Source organism: Hyphomicrobium sp., from assembly GCF_019744875.1.
Lineage (GTDB): Bacteria > Pseudomonadota > Alphaproteobacteria > Rhizobiales > Hyphomicrobiaceae > Hyphomicrobium_C.
In genome coordinates this window covers 311453-336993 of record NZ_JAIETU010000003.1, presented here as the reverse complement: position 1 = coordinate 336993, position 25541 = coordinate 311453, and the positions used below count along the sequence as shown (strand labels likewise).

At 64.8% G+C, this 25541-nt stretch carries 23 protein-coding genes and 1 tRNA gene; 13 read left to right on the top strand and 11 right to left on the bottom strand.

Going from position 1 to position 25541, the window contains the following annotated elements; all coding sequences use genetic code 11:
- Positions 1-55: 55 nt before the first annotated feature.
- From K2Y42_RS08455 to K2Y42_RS08435, 5 genes are all read left to right on the top strand, one after another.
- Positions 56-1171, top strand: a complete 1116-nt coding sequence (locus K2Y42_RS08455) for a polysaccharide pyruvyl transferase family protein (protein ID WP_291150999.1) — start codon at positions 56-58, stop codon at positions 1169-1171.
- A 21-nt stretch (positions 1172-1192) separates the two neighbouring features.
- Positions 1193-2221: a class I SAM-dependent methyltransferase gene (locus K2Y42_RS08450; RefSeq protein ID WP_291150996.1), complete on the top strand. Its 1029-nt coding sequence runs from the start codon at positions 1193-1195 to the stop codon at positions 2219-2221.
- A 141-nt stretch (positions 2222-2362) separates the two neighbouring features.
- Positions 2363-3373, top strand: coding sequence for a hypothetical protein (locus K2Y42_RS08445; RefSeq protein ID WP_291150993.1), 1011 nt, complete (start codon positions 2363-2365; stop codon positions 3371-3373).
- Between the two features lie 264 nt (positions 3374-3637).
- Positions 3638-5656 (top strand): acetyl/propionyl/methylcrotonyl-CoA carboxylase subunit alpha, encoded by a 2019-nt coding sequence (locus K2Y42_RS08440; protein ID WP_291150990.1) that lies wholly within the window; start codon positions 3638-3640, stop codon positions 5654-5656.
- Between the two features lie 139 nt (positions 5657-5795).
- Positions 5796-6110: an acylphosphatase gene (locus K2Y42_RS08435; RefSeq protein ID WP_291150987.1), complete on the top strand. Its 315-nt coding sequence runs from the start codon at positions 5796-5798 to the stop codon at positions 6108-6110.
- 191 nt (positions 6111-6301) lie between these two features.
- On the opposite strand, the gene K2Y42_RS08430 is transcribed toward K2Y42_RS08435, so the two are convergent.
- Positions 6302-7150, bottom strand: a complete 849-nt coding sequence (locus K2Y42_RS08430; protein WP_291150984.1) for a LysR family transcriptional regulator — start codon at positions 7148-7150, stop codon at positions 6302-6304.
- A 281-nt stretch (positions 7151-7431) separates the two neighbouring features.
- Between K2Y42_RS08430 and K2Y42_RS08425 the strand changes: the two genes are divergently transcribed.
- Positions 7432-7782: a hypothetical protein gene (locus K2Y42_RS08425; RefSeq protein WP_291150981.1), complete on the top strand. Its 351-nt coding sequence runs from the start codon at positions 7432-7434 to the stop codon at positions 7780-7782.
- A gap of 71 nt (positions 7783-7853) precedes the next feature.
- On the opposite strand, the gene lipB is transcribed toward K2Y42_RS08425, so the two are convergent.
- Positions 7854-8570: a lipoyl(octanoyl) transferase LipB gene (gene lipB / locus K2Y42_RS08420; RefSeq protein WP_291150978.1), complete on the bottom strand. Its 717-nt coding sequence runs from the start codon at positions 8568-8570 to the stop codon at positions 7854-7856.
- A gap of 176 nt (positions 8571-8746) precedes the next feature.
- Between lipB and K2Y42_RS08415 the strand changes: the two genes are divergently transcribed.
- Positions 8747-8831, top strand: a tRNA-Leu gene (locus tag K2Y42_RS08415).
- A gap of 273 nt (positions 8832-9104) precedes the next feature.
- Here K2Y42_RS08415 and K2Y42_RS08410 read toward each other — a convergent pair.
- Entirely contained in the window at positions 9105-9827 is a 723-nt protein-coding gene (locus tag K2Y42_RS08410) for a class I SAM-dependent methyltransferase (protein ID WP_291150975.1), read from the bottom strand.
- A 308-nt stretch (positions 9828-10135) separates the two neighbouring features.
- On the opposite strand from K2Y42_RS08410, the gene K2Y42_RS08405 reads away from it, so the two are divergent.
- From K2Y42_RS08405 to K2Y42_RS08395, 3 genes are all read left to right on the top strand, one after another.
- Positions 10136-10729, top strand: coding sequence for a TadE/TadG family type IV pilus assembly protein (locus K2Y42_RS08405; RefSeq protein ID WP_291150973.1), 594 nt, complete (start codon positions 10136-10138; stop codon positions 10727-10729).
- A gap of 13 nt (positions 10730-10742) precedes the next feature.
- Positions 10743-11402, top strand: coding sequence for a TadE/TadG family type IV pilus assembly protein (locus K2Y42_RS08400; protein WP_291150970.1), 660 nt, complete (start codon positions 10743-10745; stop codon positions 11400-11402).
- Positions 11403-11750: 348 nt separating this feature from the next.
- Positions 11751-12356, top strand: coding sequence for a TetR/AcrR family transcriptional regulator (locus tag K2Y42_RS08395; protein ID WP_291150967.1), 606 nt, complete (start codon positions 11751-11753; stop codon positions 12354-12356).
- Between the two features lie 55 nt (positions 12357-12411).
- Here the strand turns inward: K2Y42_RS08395 and K2Y42_RS08390 are convergent, their stop codons facing one another.
- Complete coding sequence (locus K2Y42_RS08390; protein WP_291150964.1) at positions 12412-13245, bottom strand: metal-dependent hydrolase; 834 nt, start codon at positions 13243-13245, stop codon at positions 12412-12414.
- A 269-nt stretch (positions 13246-13514) separates the two neighbouring features.
- Here K2Y42_RS08390 and K2Y42_RS08385 point away from each other — a divergent pair, with 269 nt between their 5' ends.
- Positions 13515-14438: a cation diffusion facilitator family transporter gene (locus tag K2Y42_RS08385; RefSeq protein ID WP_291150963.1), complete on the top strand. Its 924-nt coding sequence runs from the start codon at positions 13515-13517 to the stop codon at positions 14436-14438.
- 213 nt (positions 14439-14651) lie between these two features.
- Positions 14652-15698: a FecR domain-containing protein gene (locus tag K2Y42_RS08380; protein ID WP_291150961.1), complete on the top strand. Its 1047-nt coding sequence runs from the start codon at positions 14652-14654 to the stop codon at positions 15696-15698.
- Between the two features lie 55 nt (positions 15699-15753).
- Here the strand turns inward: K2Y42_RS08380 and K2Y42_RS08375 are convergent, their stop codons facing one another.
- From K2Y42_RS08375 to rimO, 3 genes are all read right to left on the bottom strand, one after another.
- On the bottom strand, positions 15754-17973 hold the full coding sequence (locus K2Y42_RS08375) for an adenylate/guanylate cyclase domain-containing protein (protein ID WP_291150957.1): 2220 nt from the start codon (positions 17971-17973) through the stop codon (positions 15754-15756).
- Between the two features lie 45 nt (positions 17974-18018).
- Complete coding sequence (locus K2Y42_RS08370; protein WP_291150954.1) at positions 18019-18777, bottom strand: hypothetical protein; 759 nt, start codon at positions 18775-18777, stop codon at positions 18019-18021.
- Between the two features lie 102 nt (positions 18778-18879).
- Positions 18880-20259, bottom strand: coding sequence for a 30S ribosomal protein S12 methylthiotransferase RimO (rimO, locus tag K2Y42_RS08365; protein WP_291150951.1), 1380 nt, complete (start codon positions 20257-20259; stop codon positions 18880-18882).
- A gap of 377 nt (positions 20260-20636) precedes the next feature.
- Between rimO and K2Y42_RS08360 the strand changes: the two genes are divergently transcribed.
- Positions 20637-22115: a L,D-transpeptidase family protein gene (locus K2Y42_RS08360; RefSeq protein WP_291150949.1), complete on the top strand. Its 1479-nt coding sequence runs from the start codon at positions 20637-20639 to the stop codon at positions 22113-22115.
- 84 nt (positions 22116-22199) lie between these two features.
- Here the strand turns inward: K2Y42_RS08360 and K2Y42_RS08355 are convergent, their stop codons facing one another.
- The 4 genes from K2Y42_RS08355 to K2Y42_RS08340 form a co-directional block, all read right to left on the bottom strand.
- Complete coding sequence (locus K2Y42_RS08355; protein ID WP_291150946.1) at positions 22200-22421, bottom strand: hypothetical protein; 222 nt, start codon at positions 22419-22421, stop codon at positions 22200-22202.
- Between the two features lie 43 nt (positions 22422-22464).
- On the bottom strand, positions 22465-22884 hold the full coding sequence (locus K2Y42_RS08350) for an SRPBCC domain-containing protein (protein WP_291150943.1): 420 nt from the start codon (positions 22882-22884) through the stop codon (positions 22465-22467).
- The gene (locus tag K2Y42_RS08345; protein WP_291150941.1) at positions 22881-23204 is read right to left on the bottom strand and encodes a metalloregulator ArsR/SmtB family transcription factor; all 324 of its coding nucleotides are present in this window, start codon (positions 23202-23204) and stop codon (positions 22881-22883) included. Before K2Y42_RS08345 ends, K2Y42_RS08350 begins: the two co-directional genes overlap by 4 nt.
- A 189-nt stretch (positions 23205-23393) precedes the next feature.
- Positions 23394-25475 carry a methyl-accepting chemotaxis protein gene (locus K2Y42_RS08340; protein WP_291150939.1) on the bottom strand — a complete coding sequence of 694 codons (2082 nt, stop codon included), beginning with the start codon at positions 25473-25475 and terminating at the stop codon, positions 23394-23396.
- Positions 25476-25541 lie beyond the last annotated feature (66 nt).

Sequence of the window (25541 nt, the reverse complement as noted above, 5' to 3'; positions counted from 1 at the left end):
CGCCACACCCGGTACACAGGGGCATTCAAACCAGGGACCTCGCTCGGATTTGCTTGTGACCGGACCTCACCACGCCGTTTTCGGCCTCACCACTCCCAATCTCGGCGACGACCTGCAGGCGCTCACGGTGGCCATGCATGCGCCCTACGTGTCGACGCTGATCCATCGCGAGGCGATCGGGAGCCGGCAGACGGATGCGAAGCATCTCTTGGTCATGAACTACTGGTTCATGTCGAAGGGGTTTCGCTCAGCGCCGCATGCGAGCGTGGAGCCGCTGTTTCACGGCTTCTGCGTTGGCCGCGACGAGCTGCTGAAGTATCGCTGGCCGGACTATCTTAAAGCGCACGCGCCGATCGGCTGCCGCGACGAGCGGTCGGTGGCGCTGCTGACAGAACGCGGGATCGACGCCTTCTGGTCCGGCTGCATCACGCTTTTTCTTGGCCGCAAGGTCGCCACGGTGCCGATGAGCGAGCGTCGCGGCGTGCTGTTCGTCGATGTGGCGCCCGAGGCGGAGGCGCTCATTCCGGAGCACTTGAGGGCGCGGGCCGAGCGCATCAGCAACACGGTGCCGGAAGCGATCCGGCACGATCCGGTGGCGCGGTGGGCGCACATCGCGCGCATCTGTGACCGGCTGCGGACTGCCGAGATCGTCGTGACCCGGCGCCTGCACACGGCGCTGCCGGCGACCGGGTTCGGCACGCCTGCCGTGCTCGTCGTCCACAACAAGCCGCAGGACGTGCGCCGGTTCTCCGGCTACGAGCGCTTCATTCCTTTGCTGATCCACGATGACGGACGGCCGGTGAAATCCATCGACTGGGACAGCGTGGGCGTGCCGGAGATTCCGGCCGAACTCGTGGGCCGCTACGAAGGCATGTTGTCCAAGCTCGGCGCGGCGCTGGGGCCGCTGCCTGAAGAGCGTGCGCCGTCCCTTTCCAAAGTGTGCCGCTTCCGGTTGCGCAATCCCGGCCTTGGGGCCGTGCCGGGCGAAGTGGAAATCGATCTCGGCGTCGCCAAGATCAAGCGCGTGCCTGCGGCGTGGTCCGATCAGCATATCGATCTCGAGATCGATGCGTTCGCCGGGTTCGAGCGGTTCGATGCACCGGTTGCGGCGCGGGCGCCGGGTGCCTGGTCGTTCACGCCCATCGGTCGGCTTCGGGAGTTCTCGGTTTAAGCCGGGGCAGGGGACATTCGGATGGCACAAAAACTCACCAACACGGCGCCCAACCGGTATCCGGGCATTTTCCGGACCATGCGGGCGCGCCTTGCCGAGACTCGCGGGCCGGATCTGGGCGGCGGCGATCTCAGAATTCTCTCGTTCGGCTGCTCGGCCGGGTTCGAGATGCTGAGCCTCCGGTCTTATTTTCCGGACGCGAGCATTTTCGGGTGCGATCGCAGTGCGGACGCGCTCGACCGGGCCAAGCGCAACCTGCGCGAGGATGCGGGCATCGTCTTCTATTCCACACCCGAAGCCGTCGAGGCGTTCGGGCCCTATGACATGATCCTGGCCATGTCGGTGCTGTGCCAGTATCCGGCGAGCTCGAAGGTGGACCGGCTCGACGACTTGTTTCCGTTCTCGACCTTCGCAGGGCTCGCGGGCCAGCTCGTCTCGGTGCTGCGGCCGGGCGGACTGATCTCGATCTTCAACGGCAACTACCTGGTCTCGGCGCTGCCCGAGGCCGGACTGCTGACGCCGGTGCGTTCGCCTCTCATTCATACCAACGGCTTCATCGACAAGTTTGCGCCCGATGGGTCGCGGCTGACGAAAAGCTTCCGCGACAAGGCGACGATCGCACACAAGGCGGTCTCGAGCGCCATTACGGACGACGACCTGCGCGACTGCATCTATGAGAAGGGGACGCGGGGCGCCCCCATCGACATCGATTTCCTGCCGCGGACGGTCGCGGGCGAGGTGAGCTTCGGCGCGCCGCGGCTGGCGGGCGGTGTCGCGGTCGACGATGCGCTCCGCCGGGGCGTTGTCGCGTCGGGGCGCGTCGAGCGCTCCGGGCAGGCGGCCGACGGCCGGTATGTCGTCGAATCCGAATGGCGCAAGACGAAGCTCGACGGCTCGGTGACGGGGTTTGGGCCGTGGCAGGCCGTGGCTTCGGCCGAGCGGGCTGGGCAACTCACGGATGCTCAGCGTGCCGCGCTTGCCGTCACGTCCGACAAGACCAGCCGCAGGGACGTGCTGCTCGAACGCCTGAAGAGCCGCTTGCCGTTCTGATCCGCGCCGGCATTTGGGGCATAACTGCAACATGCGCCCGCCGTCTCTTCGCAGTGTTCAGAGCAGGGCAGGAATTAGCCGATTGGTAAGGATGCTCGCCTAGCTTCGGAGCCAGTGCAGTGCTCGGGGCGGGGATGTCGTATGCGCGTGGTCAAGGCTGTTCCAGTTGAGGATTTCGAGTTCCGCGGCAGCATCAAGGATAGCGATGTCGCCCGCCTGATGAGGGCTTTCGCCGAAGACCCGCATATTCACGAAACCGAAGCCGAAACGCTGCTCCGCCTCAACAAGACCTGTCCCGTCCAGGCGCCCTCGTGGAGCGGGTTCCTGGTCGACGCCATCGCCGACTACATTCTCAATCAGAGCGGCCACGAAGGCTACATCACCACCGAGAAGAGCCGGTGGCTGATCGGCAAGCTTTCGAGCGACGGCTGGATCGCCAATCGCGCCGAGCTCGATCTCATGGTCGCCGTGCTCGGGCGCGCGCGCTGGTTTCCGCTCAGTCTCGCAACGTTCGTGCTCGACCAGGTGGCGGGCGCTGTCATTCACGGGTTCGGTCCGCTCAGGGTCGGGCAGGGTCAGGCCGCGGTGCCGGGCACGATCAGCGAAGGCGAGATCGCGCTGATCCGGACCATTCTCAATGCGTTCGGCGGCGAAAGCTCCATTCCTGTCACGGAGCCTGAGGCTGAAGTTCTCAGGTCCATCAACAGGGCTGTCGGCGCGCGCACCGCTCCGCCCGCTGCCTGGGCCGATCTCTACGCAAAGGCCATGGCCAACATTCTCCTCTCGGAGCATGGCTATGCCGTGCCGCCGCGGGCGGTGGCGCTGCGTCCCTGGACACCGGACGTCGCTTGCGCTTCGGTTGAAGAGCATGTTTCGGAATGCCTCGGCAACCTGCGGACCACCTACCACCGGCAGACAGCAGAGGAGCGCGCGCTTGCGCGCCTCGAACGCCAGCGCATCGAGATCGTCACGGGCGAAGCGGTGGCGGGCATCGATTGCGGGTGGCTGACGGAGCATCTCGCCGACAGCCGCCGGCCGTCGCTCATCGATGCCGCCGTGGTCGACCATCTCCGGCTCGAATGCCTGATCGCGGACACGTGGGGGGACGACGTCGCCCAGGATCACCGGGTGGCCTCGGCGACCGCCGCCTGAGAACGCGGCTTGAATGACGTGAAATCCGGCCGGCGATCGGCCGTTTCGCCCGTACATGAGGCCCGTTGAGGGGGTGGGAGCGCCTAATTCGAGGCGTTCGGCCCGCTTTGAGGCCCTATGGGGCGCCAGGGATCAATTCCGGGGCGCCTTTCCCCTTTGATCGCAGTTTACGGGCTCGCGGGGTTTAGTCTATTAAGCCCTATCAAATCGACCTCCCCGACATTCAGACACCTCATTCGAGGTTAAACAGGGCGCCAAGGGATAATGTTCAAGAAGATCCTCATTGCCAACCGCGGCGAGATTGCCTGCCGCGTCATCAAGACCGCGCGCAAGATGGGCATCAAGACGGTCGCCGTCTACTCCGATGCCGACCGCGAGGCGCTGCACGTCGAGATGGCGGATGAAGCGGTGCATCTCGGGCCGCCGCCGGCCGCCCAGTCCTACCTGTTGATCGACAAGATCGTCGCCGCCTGCAAGGCCACCGGGGCCGAGGCTGTGCATCCGGGCTACGGCTTTCTGTCCGAGCGCGAGTCTTTCCCTGTCGCGCTGGAGAAGGCCGGCATCGTGTTCATCGGCCCCAACCCGGGCGCGATCGCGGCGATGGGCGACAAGATCGAAAGCAAGAAGGCGGCCGCAAAGGCCAAGGTCTCGACGGTGCCCGGCTACGTCGGCGAGATCGACGACGTCAAACACGCCATCAAGATCGCCGAGGAAATCGGCTACCCGGTCATGATGAAGGCCTCGGCCGGCGGCGGCGGCAAGGGCATGCGCATCGCCCACAATCGCCGTGAGGTGGAAGAGGGGTATCCGCTTGCTCAATCCGAGGCCAAGGCCTCGTTCGGCGACGACCGCATGTTCATCGAGAAGTTCATCGTCGATCCGCGCCACATCGAAATCCAGCTCATCGGCGACAAGCACGGCAACGTGATCTATCTCGGCGAGCGCGAGTGCTCCATTCAGCGCCGCAACCAGAAGGTCATCGAGGAGGCGCCGTCGCCGCTGCTCGACGAGAAGACGCGCCGCGCCATGGGCGAGCAGGCCGTCGCGCTCGCCAAGGCGGTCGGTTACGATTCGGCCGGTACGGTCGAATTCGTGGCGGGCCAGGACAAGAGCTTCTTCTTCCTTGAAATGAACACCCGCCTTCAGGTGGAGCATCCGGTGACGGAGCTGATCACCGGGGTCGACCTCGTCGAGCTGATGATCCGGTCTGCGGCGGGGGAAAAGCTCCCGATGAAGCAGTCGGACGTGAAGCTGACGGGCTGGGCGGTGGAAAGCCGCGTCTATGCCGAGGATCCGTTCCGCAACTTCCTGCCGTCCATCGGGCGCCTGGTGAAGTATCGCCCGCCGGCGGAGACCGTCAAAGACGGCATCACGGTGCGCAACGACACCGGCGTGTTCGAGGGTGGCGAGATCTCGATGTACTACGATCCGATGATCGCCAAGCTCGTGACGCACGGGCCGACGCGCATCGCCGCGATCGATGCCCAGGCCGACGCGCTCGATGCGTTCTACATCGACGGCATCCAGCACAACGTGCCGTTCGTTTCGGCGCTGATGCATCATCCGCGCTGGCGCGAGGGCGCGCTTTCGACGGGCTTCATCGTCGAAGAATACCCGGAAGGGTTCAGCAGCCGCGCACCCCAAGGTGACGAGCGGGCCGTGCTGGTGGCCGTCGCAGCCGCCATCGACCACCTCCACAATGCACGCCGCCGCCAGATCAGCGATCAGATGGCGAACGGTGACGTCCAGTTCGCCAAGCGCCGCGTGGTCGAGATCGCGGGCGAGCGCCAGACGATCGAAGTCGGCGGAACCGACGGCAAGTTGCTGCACGTCAGCGCGATCGGGCCGGACGGGGCGGTCTCGCAGTCGGTCGCCGTCAGCTCGAACTGGGCAGCGGGCGACCCGATCTGGCAGGGCCAGGTGGCGGGCAAGACCGTGTCCGTCCAGGTGCGTCCGATCCTCAACGGCGCGACGCTCTCGTATCGCGGCATCCAGACGCCGGTTTACGTCTACACGTCGCGCGAGGCGGAGCTTGCCGCGCTGATGCCGGTCAAGGCCGCAGCCGATATGTCGAAGTACCTGCTTTGCCCGATGCCGGGGCTGGTGAAGGCCATCCACACGAGCGAAGGGCAGGACGTGAAGGCGGGCGACGCGCTGGCCGTGGTCGAGGCCATGAAGATGGAAAACATCCTGCGCGCCGAGCGTGACGGCACGGTCAAGAAGGTGAACGCGAAGCCCGGCGACAGCCTGGCGGTCGACGCGGTGATCCTCGAGTTCGCATAAGGCTTCCGGCGGAGATCCTCCGCCGGTCGCAACCCTCCCGGCACCCGACTTTGGCATGAGGTGCATCCCGTCGCAGAGGCAGCGCGTCGGGAGGCTGATAGTCTTTGCCTCGGCTTCAACCGAGACAGGACGCACGGCATTGACCTCGACATCCACTTCGCCTTCGGCATCGACTTCGACCCGCACTGCCCATATTCGCATTCAAGGCCGCGTCCAGGGCGTTGGCTATCGCGTGTGGTCGCATCGGACCGCCGTCGAGCTGGGGCTCGCCGGTTGGGTGCGCAATCGCAGGGATGGCTCTGTCGAGGCCCTGTTCCAGGGCGCGCCCGAGGCTGTCGACAAGATGGTTGCGCGCTGCGCGGACGGTCCGTGGGGCGCTTCCGTCAGCCGCATCGAGGACCTACCTGACGATGGCGACCCCATCGAAGGCTTCGAGGTTCGCGAGACCACCTGACGGCCTCTTGGCCGTCGACGCGCTTCAACCCCTCGTATCCGTTGCACTCCCAAGCTCGCGCGGGCCCTGGCCGCTCACGCGGGCTTGTTCGCGTGGCCGATCCGGGGGGCGGATGTGCGCCGGCCGATCCCGGTACGCTCACTCATGGTGGCGTGGAAAGACCACCGGCCCGGCCGTGTGACGTCGATCGGCTAACCGATCCGGGCGGCGGCGCTGCGCAAGCCCTGGATGGTCTGCTCGTACGTCTCTTCGTCGCGCGTTTCCGGATAGACCATGTAGACCGGATAGACGAAGCGGCGGGCGCGTTTCGGCTGGCGCAGGCGGCCGCGGGCGACGTGATGCTTGACGATGCGGGCCGGGAAGTAGGCCGACGCCTCGTTCGCCAGCAGGTAGTCGATGCTGATCGAGCCGAGGTCGAGATGCAGGCCGGGGTTGGTTAATTCAGGGTAGGCGGCGGCGTGGTCCTGCTGGAAATCCGGACCCCAGTCGACGAACACATAGTCGCTCGTGGTGCGGCGGCTTGACGGCTTGGCGCTGGTGACGAGCACGAACTCTTCATCGAAGAGATGCTCGACGACGTGGCCCGGCGGCTGGATGGGCCGGTACATGACCGCGAGATCGAGAGTGCCTTCGATGAGGCGCTGGGTGAGGGTTGCGGAGGGCGCCGAGATGGCGGTGACGGCGATGTCCGGGCTCTGCGTGCGCAGCCGCGCGACCCATTTCAACAGGAAGCCTTGCCACAATCCCATCGTCGCGCCGACGGCGAGGTGATCGCGATGCTGGTCCGAGAGGCTGACTTCGAGCTGCGCGCGCTGCCAGACGCGCACCAGGGCGAGAGCGTGCTTGCGGAATTGCTCTCCGGCCGTGGTGAGGTCGGCGCCGGACTTGGATCGTTCGAAAACGGGACGGCCGAGCAGGTCTTCAAGGCCTTTGATGCGGGCCGAGACCGTCGATTGCGTGATGTTGAGCTTGGCGGCGGCTTCGATGAAGCTGCCTGTTTCCGCGACCATCAAGAAGGTTCGCGCGAGGTTGATGTCCATGGCTACTCGCAACGCGCTTCAAGCGCTGAAACCTATCTATCGAAATCTTCGATAGCAGTCACCGGAAAATTCCGTTTGAAGACGGCATTGATTCTCACCATGTTGAAATTCGGCCCGTCGTGAGTCGGGTCAGATTCGGCTCAGCTCTGCTGGGCGTTCAAAGGAAGGACTACGAAGATGGCTAAAGCTGCAAAGAAGCCTGCCGCGAAGAAGGCTGCTAAGAAGCCTGCTGCGAAGAAGAAGAAGTAAAGAGTTTCTGCCTCGAGCTCTCGGAGCTGGCCGTGAGAGTTGATCGCGTCATTCCGGGGTTCCTGATCGCACTTTGTCTCTTCGCCTCGGCCGCTCCGGCGGCCTCGATCACAAATCGAGACGACAAGGACCACACGGTCACGATCGTCGAGGGCAGTACCCAAAAAGACCACGTTCTCAAGCCGAACGCGGCACTTCGAGGGATCTGTGAGACAGGATGCTTGATCCGGCTCGGCGCCAGCCGAGATGACCCGTTCGAGCTTACAGGCTCGGAGAATACGTCGATTGAAGAAGGCGAGCTCTACGACGACGAGGTGGACGTGCCGTCAGATCCTGCGCAAGGCGCTGACGTCCGGCCTTCTCAGCCCACCTCCCGTTGGTAGATGAGGCTCGTAGTAGTGAATAGGAGCCCGGTCCCGCTAGTCGCGGGGCCGGGTTTTCCTTTTTGGAGACGTCAGGCGCTGGTGCCGGATTGGGCCGCAACGGCGATCTCGGCCGGGGCATCGGTCGGGATGCAGGGGCCGAACAAGGCCGTGAAGCTCCGTTCGAGAGCTCTATCCACAGCTTTCATCGATGTGGTTCGCCCGAGGTCGGCAAGGCTCGTGACGCCGTGCTCGGTGATTCCGCACGGCACGATGCCGCCATAATGCGTGAGATCGGGCGCGACGTTGAGGCTGATGCCGTGGAAGCTGACGCCGCGGCGAATGCGGATGCCGATGGCTGCGATCTTGCGTTCGGGCTCGCCGGGGTTTGATCCCACCACCCACACGCCGACGCGGCCGGGACGGACTTCGCCTGCGACGCCGAGCTCGCTCAGGGCGTCGATGATCCAGCGCTCGAGCGTGGCGACGAAGTTGCGCACGTCGGAGCCGAAGCGGCGCTGAACGTCCAGCATCACATAGGCGATGCGCTGGCCGGGGCCGTGGTAGGTGTATTGCCCGCCGCGGCCGGTGGCGAATACGGGCAGGCGTGTGGCGTCTTTCAGGTCCTCGGCGCGTGCGCTGGTGCCGGCCGTATAGAGGGGCGGGTGCTCCAGCAGCCAGACCAGTTCGGAGCGATGGCCGTCGCGAATTTCGGCGGCGCGGCGCTCCATGGCGGCGACCGCGACGGGGTAGGAAACGGGGCCGGAAGTGGTCGCCCAACCAATTGCGCTTCTATCGAAATCCATCATGGATAGAGACCTACCACCGATCTCCGCCTCTGTGGGATGCCTTGGCTCCCGGTATGCGCGTCCGGCGTCGGTTTGACGCTTGCCTTGCGCGCCGGGCTCTGTTAGTTCGGCGGGCTCTCAGGTGCCTCTTGTTCGCCCGTCTCGGGTTGGCTATATGGGGCGCTTCGAGCCATGATGCGGTCGTGGCGGAATTGGTAGACGCACTACCTTGAGGTGGTAGCGGGGCAACCCGTGGAAGTTCGAGTCTTCTCGACCGCACCATATTTTAGCGAGGCCCCTACCAAGGCCTTGCCCGGCTTTCGGCCCGCTCCAGGGGCGAGGCTCTTTAGCTATCGATGTGGACGCGCGCGATTTCCAGCGGCGCGGAGCGTCGATCGCCCCGGCGGCGTGTAGGGCCGCGCTGGCGCCTTATGCCGTGGCGCCCATAGCCGGTGAGCGGCTGCCCGATACCTAAAAATGATGTGAGCGGCCCGGATCGATCGGGTCGCAACGAACGCCCGGCTTTGGCCGGGCGCCCGTCGCAGCTCAATATCGCTATTGCTTGCGCATCGTCAGGCAGAAGTGGCTCTGGAGGCAATAGGAAGCCCAGGGGCTTGTCAGAAACAGCTCTCCAAAGGTTCCGCTCCGCCGATCGGGCGTCCAGCGGATGACTGGGTCGCGGAAGCCAGCTTCACCGAACAATTCGGCCCATAGTTCCGGCGTTTGATGGATACGCCACGTGATGGTCGGAGCGACGGGGTTTTTCACGCCGAGGTCGCCGAACAGGTTTCTGCGCGAGCAGTCGGTCAGGACGAGTTGACCGCCGGGTCTGCAAAGGGACGCGATGTGGGCAATCACCGGCCTGAATTTGTCTTTTGCCGCCGGGTCGAGATGCAGGCGAGCGCATGCTTCTTCGTCAATGTGATTGATCGAATTGTGGGAAAGGACGATGTCGAACTCGCCGGGCATATCGACATTTTCGATCGGGGTGGTTGTGAACTCCACCCGATCGCGTACGCCCATTTCATCGCCTATCGCGAGGGCTCGCTTGAGCATATCGCTGTGGCTGCCATGGGCTTCGGGTTCGACGCAAAGAACGCGTGAAGCGCCCGCCGCAGCGGCATAGTACGACGCACGGCCCACGCCGCCGCCAATGTCGATGACCGATTTTCCCGCGAATGTCGTGTTGCGATAGAGATACTCATTGTACCTGCGCCAGTGGCGCGGGTTGTCACCGAATTTGGCAATTGCCCGGCCCCAATTGTCGATGGTCGTCACCGCTAGCTCCCCAAGGTGGCAAGGTCCATCGGGACGTTGCGCCGAACCGCAGCATCTACAATGCTGTTCCTGGCCAGGAATATGCATAAAAAACCAATCCGGACAACGAAGCATCGCGGCGCAGGAGTGCTGGTGCCGTGCGTGTCGCGGGGGAGCCCAAGTCCCTAACCGTGTCCTATGAGCGCGCCTGCTGGCGATAAGCGTTCTTTAACCTTCCGGCGGTGAAGGCGGGGGCCGTCAACACTTCATAGAGCGTCACACCTCTATCCTGCGCAGCATCGAAGTCTGTGTCTGCGGCGGGTCCCTTGATGACCGGTGTTTCTCCATTTCAAAAGCGACCGAACGTGCTGGCGGGACTGTTCCGCCGGTTCGCGCGCGAAAACCGCGGCGTGACGACCATCGAGTTCGCGATGGTGGCAGGTCCGTTCCTTCTTCTCATGCTCTCGATCATGACCGTGGGCACGCAGTTCCTGGCGTTGCATGCGCTCGAGAACGGCGTGGCGGATGCGTCGCGCCAGATCAGAACGGGTGAAGCGCAGACGGCGAACATGAACCGCGGGGGGTTCCGGCAGCTCGTCTGCTCGTCCGCCGGGTCCTTCATCAGTTGCGACCAGCGCCTCGTCGTGCACGTCAACAGCGCGACGTCGTTTGCCGGTCTCGTGCCGCCCCCGTCCTGCATGACGAACGGCAATCTCACGCCGCCGACCGGTGCCCCGGGTGATGCGCTAAGCGTCGCGGCCGGCCAGGAGAACAGAAAAGTTCTGGTGCTCGCCTGTTACGATTGGGAGGCGGGTGTTGGGCTCTGGCAGAAGCTCTGGAACCTCATTTCGCCGACGCCCGTGCAACAGGGCAAGACTGTGCTGTCCGCCGCGGCCGTATTTCAAACCGAACCCTATAAGTAAGATGGAGCGCGCCATGATTGGCGAAGCGAGTGCCCCTCAATGCCTCACCGCGCGCTTCCCGCGATATCGCGTGGCGCTGGCGAGGCTCAAGGTTGGGTTGCGCGATTTCGGGCAGGATGTTCGCGGGATCGCGGCGGTCGAGTTCGGGTTCATCGCGCCGATCATGCTCGTGATGCTGCTCGGCACCGTGGAGCTGACGCGGGCGCTCTCCATCGATCGCAGGTTCAACCTCGTGACGACCACCGTTGCCGACCTCGTGACGCGCGAGGAGTCTCTGACGGCCACGGACGTGCGCGCGATCTATGAGGTGGCGGCGCAGATCATGCGGCCGTACGAAGTGAGCCCGCTCAAAATTTCGATCATTCCGGTGGCTGCGATCCGGACCGGCACCAACGTCGTCTATCCGGTCGCGACGAACCGGCCCGGCTACCAGGGCGGTGCGGTGCCGGCACGATGCCAGTCCTACGCGCTGACGAACGGTATGCTCGCTGAGAAAGAGAGCTTGATCGTCGTCGAAGGCGAATACACTTTCACACCGCTGTTTGCCGGCTTCCTCTCGGCTTTCGCCCATCTCAATTGGGCCAATACTCCCTGGAAGCACAAGGCCTACGCGCGCCCGCGCAAAAGCGCCTACGTGGACTTCGGCGACAAGTTCGGCACATGCAGCGCATGAGCCTGCCTGACCTTATTTCGTGTGTGCGTGGTGCACGCCCGTCGAGCCGGATTGAGCGGAAATCGCCAATCGCGGCCAGGCTGATTGCAGTTCAATCACATCTTCAGTATGCTGTCTCTCAGTTGAGCATGCGCTCGTAAGTCCAATCCCCTCTGGGGAACGCGCCGACCAACTTGTTTGGCGTTGAGACTTTACCGATGCGCTGCAATTGGCTCGGGCGCGGTTTCTTGAGCCCTGCGAGAGATTTTGGGCTGAGCAAAAAGCTCGCTGAACGGTGATCTTGAGGCTTGGCCTCAACGTACCGCCGATGACGGTTGAACGACGTTCGTCTTCATGGAAGGGGAGAACATGGGTCGCCGTTCCCTTCATGCCGCCGATGAGCTGCGGGAATTGATCATTGGTGCATCGACCGAGCTGATCCGCGATGCCGGTCTCGAGGGGCTGTCGGCGCGCGAGATCGCCCGGCGCATCGACTATTCACCCGGCACGATCTACAACTCCTTTGAAAATCTCGATGATCTGGTGCTGACCATTGAGGGCCGTCTCATCGACAGTCTGCTCGATGCGCTGGCCTCGTTGCCGCAGGAGCGCGAAGATCGGGCTCGGGTGCAGAAGATCGCGCGGCGGTATCTCGAGTTCGTCGCCGAAAACCCGAAGCTTTGGAATCTGCTTCTTGAGCATAACCTGCCGGCCTCGCGAGCGGTGCCGGACTGGTATCGCCAGAAGCTCGAGGCGCTCATGAAGACTTTGGAGCGCGCTCTGCTGCCGCTGGCAAAGGGCGGGATCAGCGATGACGACCTGTCTCGCTCGGCTCGCGTGCTGTGGGCGGGCGTGCATGGCATTGCCTCGCTCTCCACCGCCAACAAGCTCTCCATGGTCGCGAGCGACCATGCGGGCGTGATGATGGACGACTTCGTGCGCACCTTCCTGGCCGGCTTCGAACAGGGCCAATAGGCCCTTGCTGCCGGAAAGCGCGCTCTCGTCTCTTCCTCTGTTCGCGAAAGTTCGCCTATTGAGCCGCGGGCGCGACTGGCTGAGCGGCGGCCGGTTCCGGCAGCGTGCCGGTGATGATCGAGCCAGAGGTTGAGCCTGCGGGCGCGGGCGACGTGGCCACCGCGCTCGGAACCTTTACGAGCCTGAACCACGTTTCCTTGGGCAGCAGCTCGTCCTTCAGACCCGCCCACATGTCACGCGAGGAGAGACCGGTAACAAAGGCCGTCGGCGAGGGCGCGACCCAGATGGCGAGAGCGAGAGCGGCGGCCATGCCGGCCGACGCGTAGGGATAGCGGCGGTCGAACAGCTTCATGGCGGTGCCGAAGGACGCTTTGATGCGCGTGTCCATCACGTCGACCGAGTAGATCTCGTCGAGCGTCAGATGCACGAGATAGCCGATGAACATGAAGCCGCCCGCAAGCCAGGCGACGCCCGAGTGCCGGTCGAAGACATTGGCGAAGACGACGGTGGTGGCTACGGCGCAGAAAAGTGCGGCAAGAATGGAATGCCAGATGCCCCGGTGGTGGGCGAGTTTATGGAAGGCGTTGCGGACGCCGTAGCGCACGGCCAAGAGCGTGCCCAGCCAGAGGATCCAGAGCTCGGCTATGGAGAAGCGCCCGGCGGCCGAGAACAGCACCGTAAACGAGAAGAAGATCGCGAGGCCTGAGAAGAGGGCCCGGCTCGGCCGGCTGTCCTTGAGGTCGATATCTGGAAGAATGGATCCCAAGACGCCCGCAAGCGTAATGGGAATGAGGTTTTCCGTGGCGATGACATCGGCGGCGAGCGTCAGAGTGGCGAGCGTGCCTGCGACCACCGTGCCGACCGCGATATGGGTGGTGAAATTGGCCATGGCATCCGCTCCCGTTCAAAGTTCTGCGCCGGCTTCGGGCGCATGGGCTCTCAGGGCTCTCTTGGGACCTGATTCTTGAGGCGGCAGGGAGATCGAGGGGTTCAAACGGTGTGGATAAGGGGTGTCCCTGCCGTTTCGGCGGTGTGTCACTGGAACGCTGGGCTCGATGGGACGTAACGCTGGCGCAATCCGGCTATCTCTGGCAGGTCTCCTGCTCGTCGTTCAGCATCGTGTGCCGGCGCGGCCGCACCCTCTTGCCAGGTTGATCCATGACGACTGCATCCAATTCGGCGCATCCGGCGCGCACGCTTCACCTGATCGCGATGGGCAGCATCGTCGTGGCCCTCGTGGTGATGGGTCTGAAGTACGCCGCCTTCGTTCTGACGGGGAGCGTGGCGCTCTATTCGGACGCGCTGGAAAGCATCGTCAACCTGGTGACGGCGCTCGCGGCACTGGTCGCCATCAACGTCAGCACGCGCCCGGCCGACAAGAACCATCCGTTTGGCCATCACAAGGCCGAGTATCTCTCGGCCGTTCTCGAAGGCGTGCTGATTGTCGTCGCGGCCATCCTCATCCTCAAGGAGGCCTACATCGCGCTCGTGGCACCCCGCGTGATCGAGGACTTCGGCACGGGCGCGGCGGTCAGCGGTCTCGCGACGCTCATCAACGGCGGCTGGTCGGCGTATCTCATCCGGCGGGGCAGAGCCTTGCGGTCGCCGGCGCTGGTGGCGGATGGCTGGCATCTTCTCTCGGACGTGCTGACCTCCGTCGGCGTCATCGGTGGCCTGCTGCTCGCGGCCGCGACGGGGTTCTATATCCTCGATCCGCTGATGGCCGTTGCCGTTGCGATCTACATTCTCTGGAGTGGCTCGAAAATCGCGATGACGTCCATGAGCGGCCTGCTGGACGAGGCGGCCGACGCGGACATTCAAAAGCGTATCCGCGACGCGATCAGGCGCAGCGGCGATGGCGCTCTCCAGGCGCACGACGTGCGGACACGGCAGGCGGGGCGCGCCATTTTCATCGAGTTCCACCTCGTGGTGCCGGGTGAAATGACGGTCGATGCGGCCCATGAGATCTGCGACCGGCTCGAAGCCGCGTTGGAGGCCGAAATCGAAGGCTCGGAAGTGGTCATACACGTCGAGCCGGACCATAAGGCCGAAACGCGCTCGAGCGGGGCTATCCCGCTCTAGATTTCGGTTCTTTGCCGCAAACGGCTGTTGGTGTTCCGCAGGGGACAGCGCACTTTCGTGCGGGATGCTTTGGCTAGAGTTGGCGGGTCTGGTATGTTTGCCGGGTCGCCACTTTCGTCGCTGCCGTTCTGCCGCCCTCGCGCCTCAGTACGGCGATATCCGTGTTTCCGGCTTCGATTGCGGGAGATCGAAATCACGAGTGGGTGCGTCGTCATGAAAACCAGTGCGATCCTGCTGTCCGTTCCCTTGCTGGTGCTGCCGCTCGCCGAGGCGCGGGCGCAGAGGTTGCGAGACGTCGGTTCGACGGTGGCGGTCGTCAACATGGTGACTGCCGAGTTCAATCGCGATACGCGCACGCTGCAGAGCGGCGATCGCGTCCATCAGAACGAGACGATCGAGGTCAGCAACGATGCGTCGAGCGAGCTCAAGCTCAACGACGACACCAAGCTTGCGCTCGGCCCGGGCTCGCACCTGACGCTCGACAAGTTCGTCTACGATCCCGACAAGGCGAACGGCTCGATCGTGCTGGACCTCATCAAGGGGACGTTCCGGTTCATCACGGGCGTGGCCGAAAAGCCGACCTACGTCATCAAGACGCCCTCCGCCGCCATCACCGTGCGCGGGACGATTTTCGACGTGTTCGTGCAGCCCAGCGGTCCGACCTGGATCCTTCTGCACGAAGGCGCCGTGCAGGTGCGCAGCGCGAAGGGCACCTGCAAGGATCTGTACGAGCCCGGCAAGCTCATCCGCATCGACAACGACGGCGCTGTCGGGCCGCCGGTGCGCTGGGCGTCGCTGCCGGGCAACTCGGCCGTGCCCTTCAACGATGCGTTTCCGTTCGTGGCGAAGACGCCGAGCATCGATCCCGATCCCGTTCTGACGCGCGATGCGATCATGACCGGCACCCTTCCGGCCGGCAGCCCGAAGGGCGAGGCGTGCGACAGCGAGCCAGAGAAGATCATTCCGGTGCCGAACAAGTCGACGCCGAAGAAGGCGAAGCCGACCTACGAGGAGCCTGCGCCGAAGTACCAGAAGACCAAGAAGCGTGAAAAGTATCGCCCGGAGAAGAAACGCCAGGCGGACAATGACGACTTCAAGAAGGGCGTTGGCGCGGCCATCGGACTCGGGATCATTCTCGGCGGCAAGAAGGGCATGGGCGGCGGCGACTACGGCGGCGGCATGGGGCGCCCCGGCGGAATGGGCCGTCCCGGTGGTATGGGCGGAATGGGTGGCGGACACGGCACAGGCGGCAAGTACTAGGCTTGTTTCCGGCGCGGTGCGTCTTCCGCTCGACGTGTCTTCAGTCCGACTCTCTTCAGTTCGATGCGTCGGGCGCGGCTTCGAGGCGCGCCCGGTCGACATCCAGCAGCGTATCGATCGGCATCATAGCCGGATGTGAGGTTGCGAGCGTGCGCGCCAGTCCACGCGCCTCGTCTACTTTCTGAGCGGCAATGGCGCCGTCTCGCGCGGCCACGGCGGATTGGACGTCCGCGTAGGCCGTTGCCAGGCGTGCGAAACCAGGGTCTGCCGCGAGCGTCTCGTCGCCGACCAGCGCATAGAGCCGTTCCGGCTTGTCCTTGCCGCGCAGGCGCGCTGCTGTGTCGATTTCCAGAAATGCAAAACCGGCCGCCTCGCGCCGCGTGCGTTCGCCCGCGATGATGGGGGCGCCGTAGATCTTGGTCGCGCCTTCGATGCGGGAGGCGACGTTGACGGCGTCACCCAGCACGGAATAGTCGAAGCGCTGGGGCGAGCCGACATTGCCGACGCAGCACGGGCCGGTGTTGAGACCCACGCCGATGCGGATCGGTGCGAACGCTTCGCCGGCGGCGGCGCGGCGTGCGGCTTCCTCCCGATTGAGGCGGATCATGCGCGTCTGCATGGCGAGGGCGGCGCGGCAGGCCTGGGCTGCGTGCGCGGGATCGGCAACGGGCGCATTCCAGAACGCCATCACCGCATCGCCCATGAATTTGTCGATGGTGCCGCGATGATCGAGGATGATCTCGGACATCGGCGTGAACAGCCGGTTGACGAACAAAATCAGCGTTTCGGCATCCATGCCTTCCGACAGGCGCGAAAATCCGCGCACGTCGGCGAACAGCAGCGTGACGTCGCGTGTTTCGCCGCCGAGCTTCAGGCGCGATGGATCGGCGGCCAGCTCTTCGACCACTGGGGCGGCGACGTAATGACCGAAGGCGCGCTTGACGCGGGCGCGATCCGTCTCGGTCTTGATGAACGAGAGCAGCGAGCCCGCGAGGTAGACGGCGAGCAGGGCAATCGACGGGTAGACGGGATCGAACAGATAACCGGCGGTGCTGAAGGCCCACCATGATGCGGCTACGACGAGGCCGATCGCGGCGGCGCCGATGGCGGCCGCCAAGAGCGCGCCGGACCGGCGGATCAGCCAGGCGACGAGTGCGCTGGCCGCCACGAGAAACGTCAGCTCGGCTCCGGTCGCGAAGGGCGGGCGCACGAGATGAGCGCCGGACAGCATCTGCTCGACGGCCTGGGCGTGGATCTCGACGCCGGGCACCGATGAGGCGAGGGGCGTCGCGCGCAGGTCGAGCAGTCCGGTGGCGCTGGCGCCAATCAGGATGTGACGGCCTGCGACGTCGGCAGGTGCGAAGCTGCCGTCGAGAATGCTGTGGGCCGAGATGAAGCGGCGCGGGTCGTGGGGTGCGAAGTTCAGCCAGAGCTGGCCGTCGCTCGCTGTCGGCAGCACGGTCTGGCCGACGCGAACGGTTTCGATGCCGGCCTGTTGTCCGAACGCGCCGACGCTGCTGCCGCCGGACGCGCGCACGAAGACCGTCGTTTCTCCCATACCGACGCGCAGCGCCTCGAGGGCGAGCCCCGGGACGAGGACGCCGTTGAGGGCCGTGAGGAGCGGCACTTGGCGCACGATTTGGTCTTTCGCCGGAACCCAGTTCACGGCGCCCGCGCCGGTTTCCTTTTGAGCGAGGACCGGGAGCGCTTCTATGGCGCCGCTAAAACGAGGCACGAACAGGAGCGGATCGTCTCCGGCGGTGGCGAAGCGCGCCTTGGGCGTGCGCGGGGCGTGGCTCGTCGTCGTCTCGCCGGCAATGCCGAGCACGGCCGGGGCTTTCGCCAGGGCCTGGGCGAGCAGTTCGTCATTCGACGGGAGCTTGGCGAGTTCGGTGAGAACGGGGGCGAGGTCGCGTCTCGCTTCGAGTTGGCGGGCGAGAGCAACCGGCGAGAGGCGGTCCGGTTCGGAAAGGATGAGGTCGATGGCGATCGACTTGGCGCCGGCTTCCGTGAGGCGCTCGATGATGCGGGCGATTTCGGAGCGGGGCCACGGCCATTGGCCGATGGCCGCAAGAGAGGCTTCGTCGACGTCGACGATGCGCACTGGAAAGGCCCGGTCCGCCTCGCGCGGCTTGAGGTTCAGGTAGCTGTCGAAGATCGAGAAGCGCAGGCGCGCGACGGGATTGGGATCGAAGATGCGCAACGCGACGGCCGCCGCCAGGATGGCGGCGGTGAGGACGAGGTGGAGAGAGGGACGGCGCAAGCGTTCGATCATGCCGCTCTCCGCTTGCGCCGCGTGTCCGGTCTAGATCACGACGTTCTAGATCACGACGGTCGCCTTCTGGCCCATCGCGGCCTGCACCGCCTTCAGCGGCGTGGATGCCTTCCAGACGTTCTCGACGCGGAACTGCTCGTGGCCGCCGCCGAAGATCGAAAGCTTGGCGTCGATGTCGCTCGTGCCGAGACCGAGGAAGCCGAGGGCCAGGATCTTGTGGGCGATCAGATCGTCGCTGTAGCGGGCGAGGCGGATGTGCAGCACGGACCAGCTTTCCGGTGCGCGGCCGAGCGCGCTGCCGAACAGTTGAACGCGCTCCACCTGCGTGCCGCGGACGCGCAGGTAGCTCAGCCGGTCGACGATAAAGACAATGACGAACCAGACCAGGAACAGGACCGACGAGATCATCAGGTAGAAGGCCAGGTTCATGTGCAGAAGCAGGTTCGGCGGCGTGACCCAGAGGCCGGGCGTGTTCATGACGAGATAGGTCGCAACGCCTGCGCCGCCGAGGAGGGCAAGCAGCAGAAGCGCGTTGATGCCGCGCGCGCGGACCGAGGTGGCCACGATCACGAGCAGCAGCAGCAGCGTGAACGAGAGGCCGACCCAGGCGCTCGGGTGGACGAGGATCGGCTTCGGGCTGTCCGGCAGCGTGAGCGGCACGCCCTGGAAATAAGTGAGGGCGGCGCAGACGAAGCCGTAGGCCCAGATGGGCCACCAATAGATGATCGGTGAATGGCCGTAGATGCGAATTTCCGGGGCGTTCGACGGCGACGCAGCCCCACTCCCCTGATCCGGCGTTACCATCTCAGCGTGCTCCCCATTTTCGTGCGGGGACTGTCGCACCGGCCGCCGTGGACTGTCAACGCGAGGCGCGCTTTGGCAAGGATTTGTGACGGTTAATGCTCGTTACGAGCGCGCGACGACTGTCGCCCAGAGGTCATAATCATCTGCCTCGTCAACGTGCGCGCGCACGATGTCGCCGGGCTTCAGGCCGTCGCCTTCGGCCAGGAAGACAGTGCCGTCGATCTCGGGCGCGTCCCACTTCGAGCGGCCGACTGCGCCGTCCTCGTCAACGCTGTCGATGAGCACGTCGATGGTGTCGCCGACGCGGCCGGCCAGAATCTCGGACGAGATCTCCTGCTGGGCGGCCATGAAGCGATGCCAGCGCTCTTCCTTGACCTCTTCGGGGACTGCGCCCGGCAGGTCGTTGGCTTTGGCGCCCGCGACCGCTTCGTACTTGAAGCAGCCGACGCGGTTGAGCCTGGCTTCGCGGAGCCAATCGAGCAGCAGTGAGAAGTCTTCCTCCGTCTCGCCGGGAAAGCCGACGATGAACGTCGAGCGGACGGCGAGGTCCGGGCAGATGGAGCGCCAGTTGGCGATGCGCTTGGCCGTCTGCTCCTGGTGCGCGGGGCGGCGCATCGCCTTGAGCACGGCGGGCGAGGCATGCTGGAACGGAATGTCGAGATAGGGAAGGATCTTGCCTTCCGCCATCAGCGGAATGACCTCGTCGACATGCGGGTAGGGGTAGACGTAGTGCATGCGGACCCACGCGCCGAGATCGCCCAACGCGCGCGAGAGCTCGAGGAAGCGGGCCTTGAGGGGCGCGCCCTTCCACATGCTCTCGGCATATTTGATGTCGAGGCCGTAGGCGCTCGTGTCCTGGCTGATGACGAGCAGCTCCTTGACGCCCGCCTTCACGAGACGTTCGGCTTCCGTCATGACGTGATTGGCGGGGCGGCTCGCGAGGTCCCCGCGCAGGCTCGGGATGATGCAGAACGAGCAGCGGTGGTTGCAGCCTTCGGAAATCTTCAAATACGCGTAGTGGCGCGGCGTGAGGCGCAGGCCCTCGGGCGGCACGAGATCGATGTACGGGTCGTGCAGCGGCGGCACCGCGTCGTGCACGGCGGAGACGACCTGCTCGTACTGGTGCGGGCCGGTGACGGCGAGCACGCCGGGATGGACCTCGCGGATGCGGTCTTCCTCGACGCCCATGCAGCCGGTGACGATGACGCGGCCGTTCTCGGCCAGGGCCTCGCCGATGGCGTCCAGGCTTTCCTTCTTGGCGCTGTCGAGGAAGCCGCAGGTGTTGACGACGACCACGTCGGCGCCGGCGTAGTCGGGCGCGACCTGGTAGCCCTCGGAACGGAGCTTGGTGATGATCCGCTCGCTGTCGACCAGCGCCTTCGGGCAGCCGAGCGATACGAAGCCGACCTTCGGGGTGGCTTTCGGAGTGCGCGATGCGGGCGTCGGGCCGGAGGAGGCGCTGGCGGGTGAATCCGTGGTCATTGGCAGCCTTGATGGGCGGAAAGCGGGCTTTCTATCATAGGACGCGCGTCCGTGGGGCGCTGATGGCGCGCCCCGTGTGGATTTGGCGCGGCCGGGCGTCAGCAGGGGGCACTTGGGGGCGAAAAGGGCCATCGGGGCCGGTGCAACCGTGCCGCGTCCGCGCAGGGTTTGGGGACTTGCTGTTGTCGAGATCGGCCGGCTCGAGCGTCGCTCGCGTGGCCTCCGGAGCACGTGTCCCAAAGAGCACATCGAAATCGGACGTCCGCTAAGGCTACCTTAATTTAGCTACATGAAACTTGATTGGTGCCGTCCAGGACTGGCATCAATTTTGGGACCATCGGTTGTCGGATAGATCGACCATGAGGCGATTGGGTATTATGCGTTTCAGATTTCCTGCGTACGTCGCACTGGCGGTTTTCACCACTCTGACAGCTCCGAGCCAAGAGGCCGCTGCAAAGCAATCCGCCAGCTCTGTCGAAGAGGTTACGGCGCGCGATGCGGGCGAGCCGATCATGGCGATCGTGTCGATCAAGTCCCAGCAGGTCACCTTCTACGACGCCCACGACTGGATCCTGAAGGCGCCCGTTTCGACCGGCACCAAGGGCCGCGAAACGCCGGCCGGCGTCTTCGCCATTCTGCAGAAGAACGTCGATCACCGCTCGAACCTCTACGACGACGCGCACATGCCGAACATGCAGCGTCTGACCTGGAACGGCATCGCCATGCACGGTGGCCCGCTGCCGGGATACGCCGCGTCTCACGGCTGTATTCGCCTGCCCTACCGGTTTGCCGAGAAGCTGTTCGACATGACGCGAATGGGCATGCGCGTGATCATTTCTCCGAACGACGCGACCCCGATCCCGTTCTCACACCCTGCACTGTTGACGCCGAACGCTGAGGCTGTGGCCGCCGCGCCCGAGCGCGCCGACAAGCTGGCGCTCGAAGCGGACGAGGCAAGCAAGGCCGCCGACGTTTCCAAGAAGGCGGCCGCGAAGGCCGGGCGCGAGGCGTCCTCAGCCAGGGCGGCGCTCAAGAAGGCTGAAGGCGCCAAATCCGCAGCCGACAGTGCGCTCGCGCGCGCCGAAAAGGCGCTTGCCGCCGCCAAGACGGATCAGGCAAGGGCCCGCGCTGAGGAGCAGAAACTCAAGGCCGCGGCCAAGGTCGACGAGGCGGCAGCGAAGCTCGCAAGCGTCACGGCGGAAACGGCGCCCCAGCTCGACGCCGCTGCCCAGGCACAGACTGTCGCCAAAGAGGCCGCCGAGAAGAAGCCCGCGACCGCCAAAGCCGCGGCTGAGGCGAAGCTCGCGCTCGAGCCGGTCTCGATCTTCATCAGCCGCGCGACGCAGAAGATTTATGTGCGCCGGAACACGCGCAAGCCGTGGCCGGACGGGGGCGAGGTTTACGACGCCACCATCGAGGCACCCATCGAAATCCGCGATGTGGACGCTCCCATCGGCACGCATATCTTCACGGCGATGGCGTCCGAAGGCACGGGGCTGCGCTGGACCGGCGTCTCGATCGACAACGGCGATGAGGCGAAGAACGCGCTCGACCGCATCAATATCCCGCAAGACATCCTGGATCGCATCGCCCCGACCGCGCTGCCGCGCTCCTCGATCATCATCTCTGACGAGCCTCTGAGCAAGGAAACCAACTACCGCACGGAGTTCGTTGCGGTGTTGAGCAACCAGCCCCAGGGCGGATTCAAGACGCGCAAGCCCACGCCGCCGCGTCCGCCCGCGCCTTCGTTCGACGGTGGCGGCTTCTTCAGCTTCTTCGATCAGCCAGCCCCACCGCCGCCGGACAAGACCAACCGGCGCCGCACCAAGCAGGTGCAATCGGATTGGTTCTGGTAGGATCCCGCAAACACGCTGCCGAAAGGTGGCGTGTTTTCGTTTCTGGGACCCGGCGACGAGCGCGTCGGACAGCCGGTCCGTCTGCTACCTGGGACGTGCGGCGGCACCGCGCCGCCTTGCGGCATAGGGCAGTGCGAACATGTACAGCCCGGTGAACAGCAGCAGGAAAAGCGGGATCAGCGGGGCATAGACCACCCATTGGGGCGGCTCGCCCCAACCCATGGCGACGAAGTTGGCGACGACGGATGCCGTAAAGGCGATGGAGACCCAACGGTGGCCCTGCCGGACCCAAGCGTTCCAATTCAATAGAACCTCCCTTGACGATGCGTTGGCGTGAAACGGTTCGTTGTCAGTCCGGCCGCGCCAGGACCCCCTCCAGGTTTTCGAAGAACGTCCGCCATCCGGCCTGAGCGCCGCCGAAGGCCTGCTTCTGATCCGGCCGGAAGCCCACCTGCTCCATGCGGAGAAGCGTGCCGGTACGTGTCGGATTGAGCGTGAAGGTCACGACGCTCGCGAGCGCGTAGGCCGCATCGTCGTGCGCGAAATTCCAGGTGTAGGAGAGCGTCTTGTTCGGCTCGATGGCGAGAACCTCGCAGTCGAGCACGCCGCCCCAGTCGCCGCGGAGATTGAAGCGGTGGCCTACGACCGGCATGAAGTCGTTCTTCATGAGCCAATCGGCGATCAGGTGAGGTTGCGTGAGGGCGCGCCAGAGCTTCTCCGGCGGATGAGCGAACTCCCGTTCGACGATGACGGAGCGTGTTTCGGTCATTGATCCATCCTCTTCAAAACGTCTTCGAGGGCGTCGAACCGGCGCTCCCAGAAGTTGGTCATCTGGGTCGTCCAATCGATCAGTGGCGCGAGGGCATTGAGCTGCGGGCTGTAGTGGGTCTGGCGGCCGGCGTGGCGATCCCGGACGAGCCCGGCCTGTTTCAGAATGCCGAGATGCTTTGAGACGGCCGGCTGAGAGATCCCGGCCTGGGCCGTGAGCGCCCCGACCGTCTGTTCGCCGTCGCGGCACAGGCGCTCGAAAATGGCCCGCCGCGTCGGATCGGAGAGGGTCTTGAAGAGGGCGTCGTGGGTTTCCGGCATCTGCAATCCATAACCATATAGCTATGGATCAAACGTATAGCCGTTTGATTATGAGTGAGTCAACGGGCAACGCGTTTCGCTTGGCATCGCAGGGGTGACGCGGCAGCGCTCCACCCCGCTAAAACGGCTTCGGGCGCCCGCTGTGAGGCGGGCGCCCGATTGTTTGTGTCTGTCTTGAAGCGTTGGCGCTTACGCTGCGCGAACGGTGGCCAGGAAGGTCTCGACCTTGGCGTGCAGATTGCTGCTTTCGCTGGCGAGCTGCTTGGCGGAGCTGAGAACCTGGGACGATGCGGAGCCGGTGTTGGCGGCGCCCTTCGTCACGTCCGTGATGCTGCTTGCGACTTCCGAGGTGCCGCGTGCGGCTTCGGTGACGTTGCGGCTGATTTCCTTGGTCGTCGCATCCTGCTCCTCGACGGCGGCCGCGATGGTGCCGGTGATCTCGGAGATCATGTTGATCGTGCTCGTGATCTCCTTGATCGCGTCGACGGCTTCGCGGGTGGCGGACTGCATGCCCGAAACCTGCGAGGCGATCTCGTTGGTGGCCTTCGAGGTCTGAGCGGCGAGCGCCTTGACCTCCTGGGCGACGACCGCGAAGCCCTTGCCCGCATCGCCTGCACGCGCCGCCTCGATGGTGGCGTTGAGGGCGAGCAGGTTGGTCTGCCCCGCAATCGTGTTGATCAGGCTGATGATGTCGCCGATGCGGTCTGCGGACTGCGACAGGGCGGTGACCTGATCGTTGGTCTTGGCGGCCTGATGGACGGCCTGGGTGGCGATCGTGCTGCTCTCCTGAACCTGGCGGCTGATTTCAGTCACCGTCGAGGCGAGCTGCTCGGATGCAGCGGCGACGCCTTCAACGTTGGCCGAAGTCTGCTCGGATGCAGCGGCGGCGCCCGTGGAAAGCTGCTGCGTCGTCTCTGCCGTTTCGGTCAGGGACAGGGCAGCGCCTTCGAGCTGGCTTGCCGTGGACGAGACAGTCTCGACGATGCCGCCGACGGCCTGCTGGAACTCCTCGGCGAGGCGATGCATCTGGGCCTTGCGCGTCTTTGCCATCTCGGCTTCGCGTGCTGCCTTTTCGTCGGCCTCGCGGCGAGCCTTGTCCTGCAGGCTGTCGCGAAGACGGAGCACGGCCTTGCCGATGCTGCCGATTTCGTCGACGCGGTCGGCGCCGGGCACGTTGGTGTCGAGATCGCCGCCAGCCATGCGGTCGAAGGAGCTTGCGAGCGCCTCGAGCGGATTGCCGACGAACGAGCGGAGCGCGAGGTACAGAAGGCCTGCGACGATGACGATGCAGATGGCGGAGAGGCCGGCCATCGAGGTCTGCGTCTCGGTGATCGTTGCCTGAAGCGTCGCTTCCGGCACGGCGATGACGACGGCCCACGTGTCGGCGCTGCCACCGGCTGCGATCGGGGTGGCGAGGAAGCGCCAGCTTGCGCCATCGGCGCCGTTGCCGTTTTCGGACACGGCCTTGCCGGATTCAATCGCCTGCTTGGCGGCGCGAGCGGCCGGAGCGTCGAAGTCGGCGAGCGGCTTGCCGACGTTCGGCGTGTTCGGGTGCGTCACGGCGAGACCCGCCTTCGAGGCCAGCGTGACGTAGCCGGTTCCAAACGGCTTGATCTTCTGCATGCTCTCGTTGAGGTTCTCGAGATTGATGTCGATGCCGGCGACGCCGAGCGTCTTGCCGTCGACGACGATCGGGAGGCTGAACGTGGTGATCAGAACGTCCTTGCCGTCGATCGGGTAGAGGTAGGGTTCGATGGCCACGGCGCGCTTCTGCGTGAACGGCTGGATGTAGTAATCGCCGGCGCCGGGCTTGGTGTAGTCGAGGAGCACGTCGCGCACGAACTTGCCGCCGACGCGGTTCCAGTAGGGCATGAAGCGGCCGGTCGCGTCGTAGCCGGTCTGGCCTACGAATTCGCTGTCGCGGCCGTCGAGGGCGTTGGGTTCCCAGCCCGTCCAGGTGCCGAGAACGTCAGGGTTCTTCTCAAGAAGCGAGCGGAGCGTCGCGTCGAGGACGGCGCGGTCGACGACGCCGGTGGTTTTGAGGGCGCTGACGACGGCTGAGATGTTCTCTGCAACTCGTGCGGCGACGTCCAGTGTCTTGCTGGCATCCAGGGCCTGGCCCTGAGCGATGCTGTTCTGAATCTCAGTGTTCTGTTGATCGATCACGCTGCCGGCGTTCGACGCCAGGAAGTATGTGCCGATGCCGAAGACGGTCGCGATCGTTGCAGCCGCGACCAGCGCGATTTTGACGGGAAGGGAACGCATATGCATGGTTGTGATCCGAGAATCCAGATTAAGCCCTGCATACAAGTGACGGAAATAAATGGATAAATACTT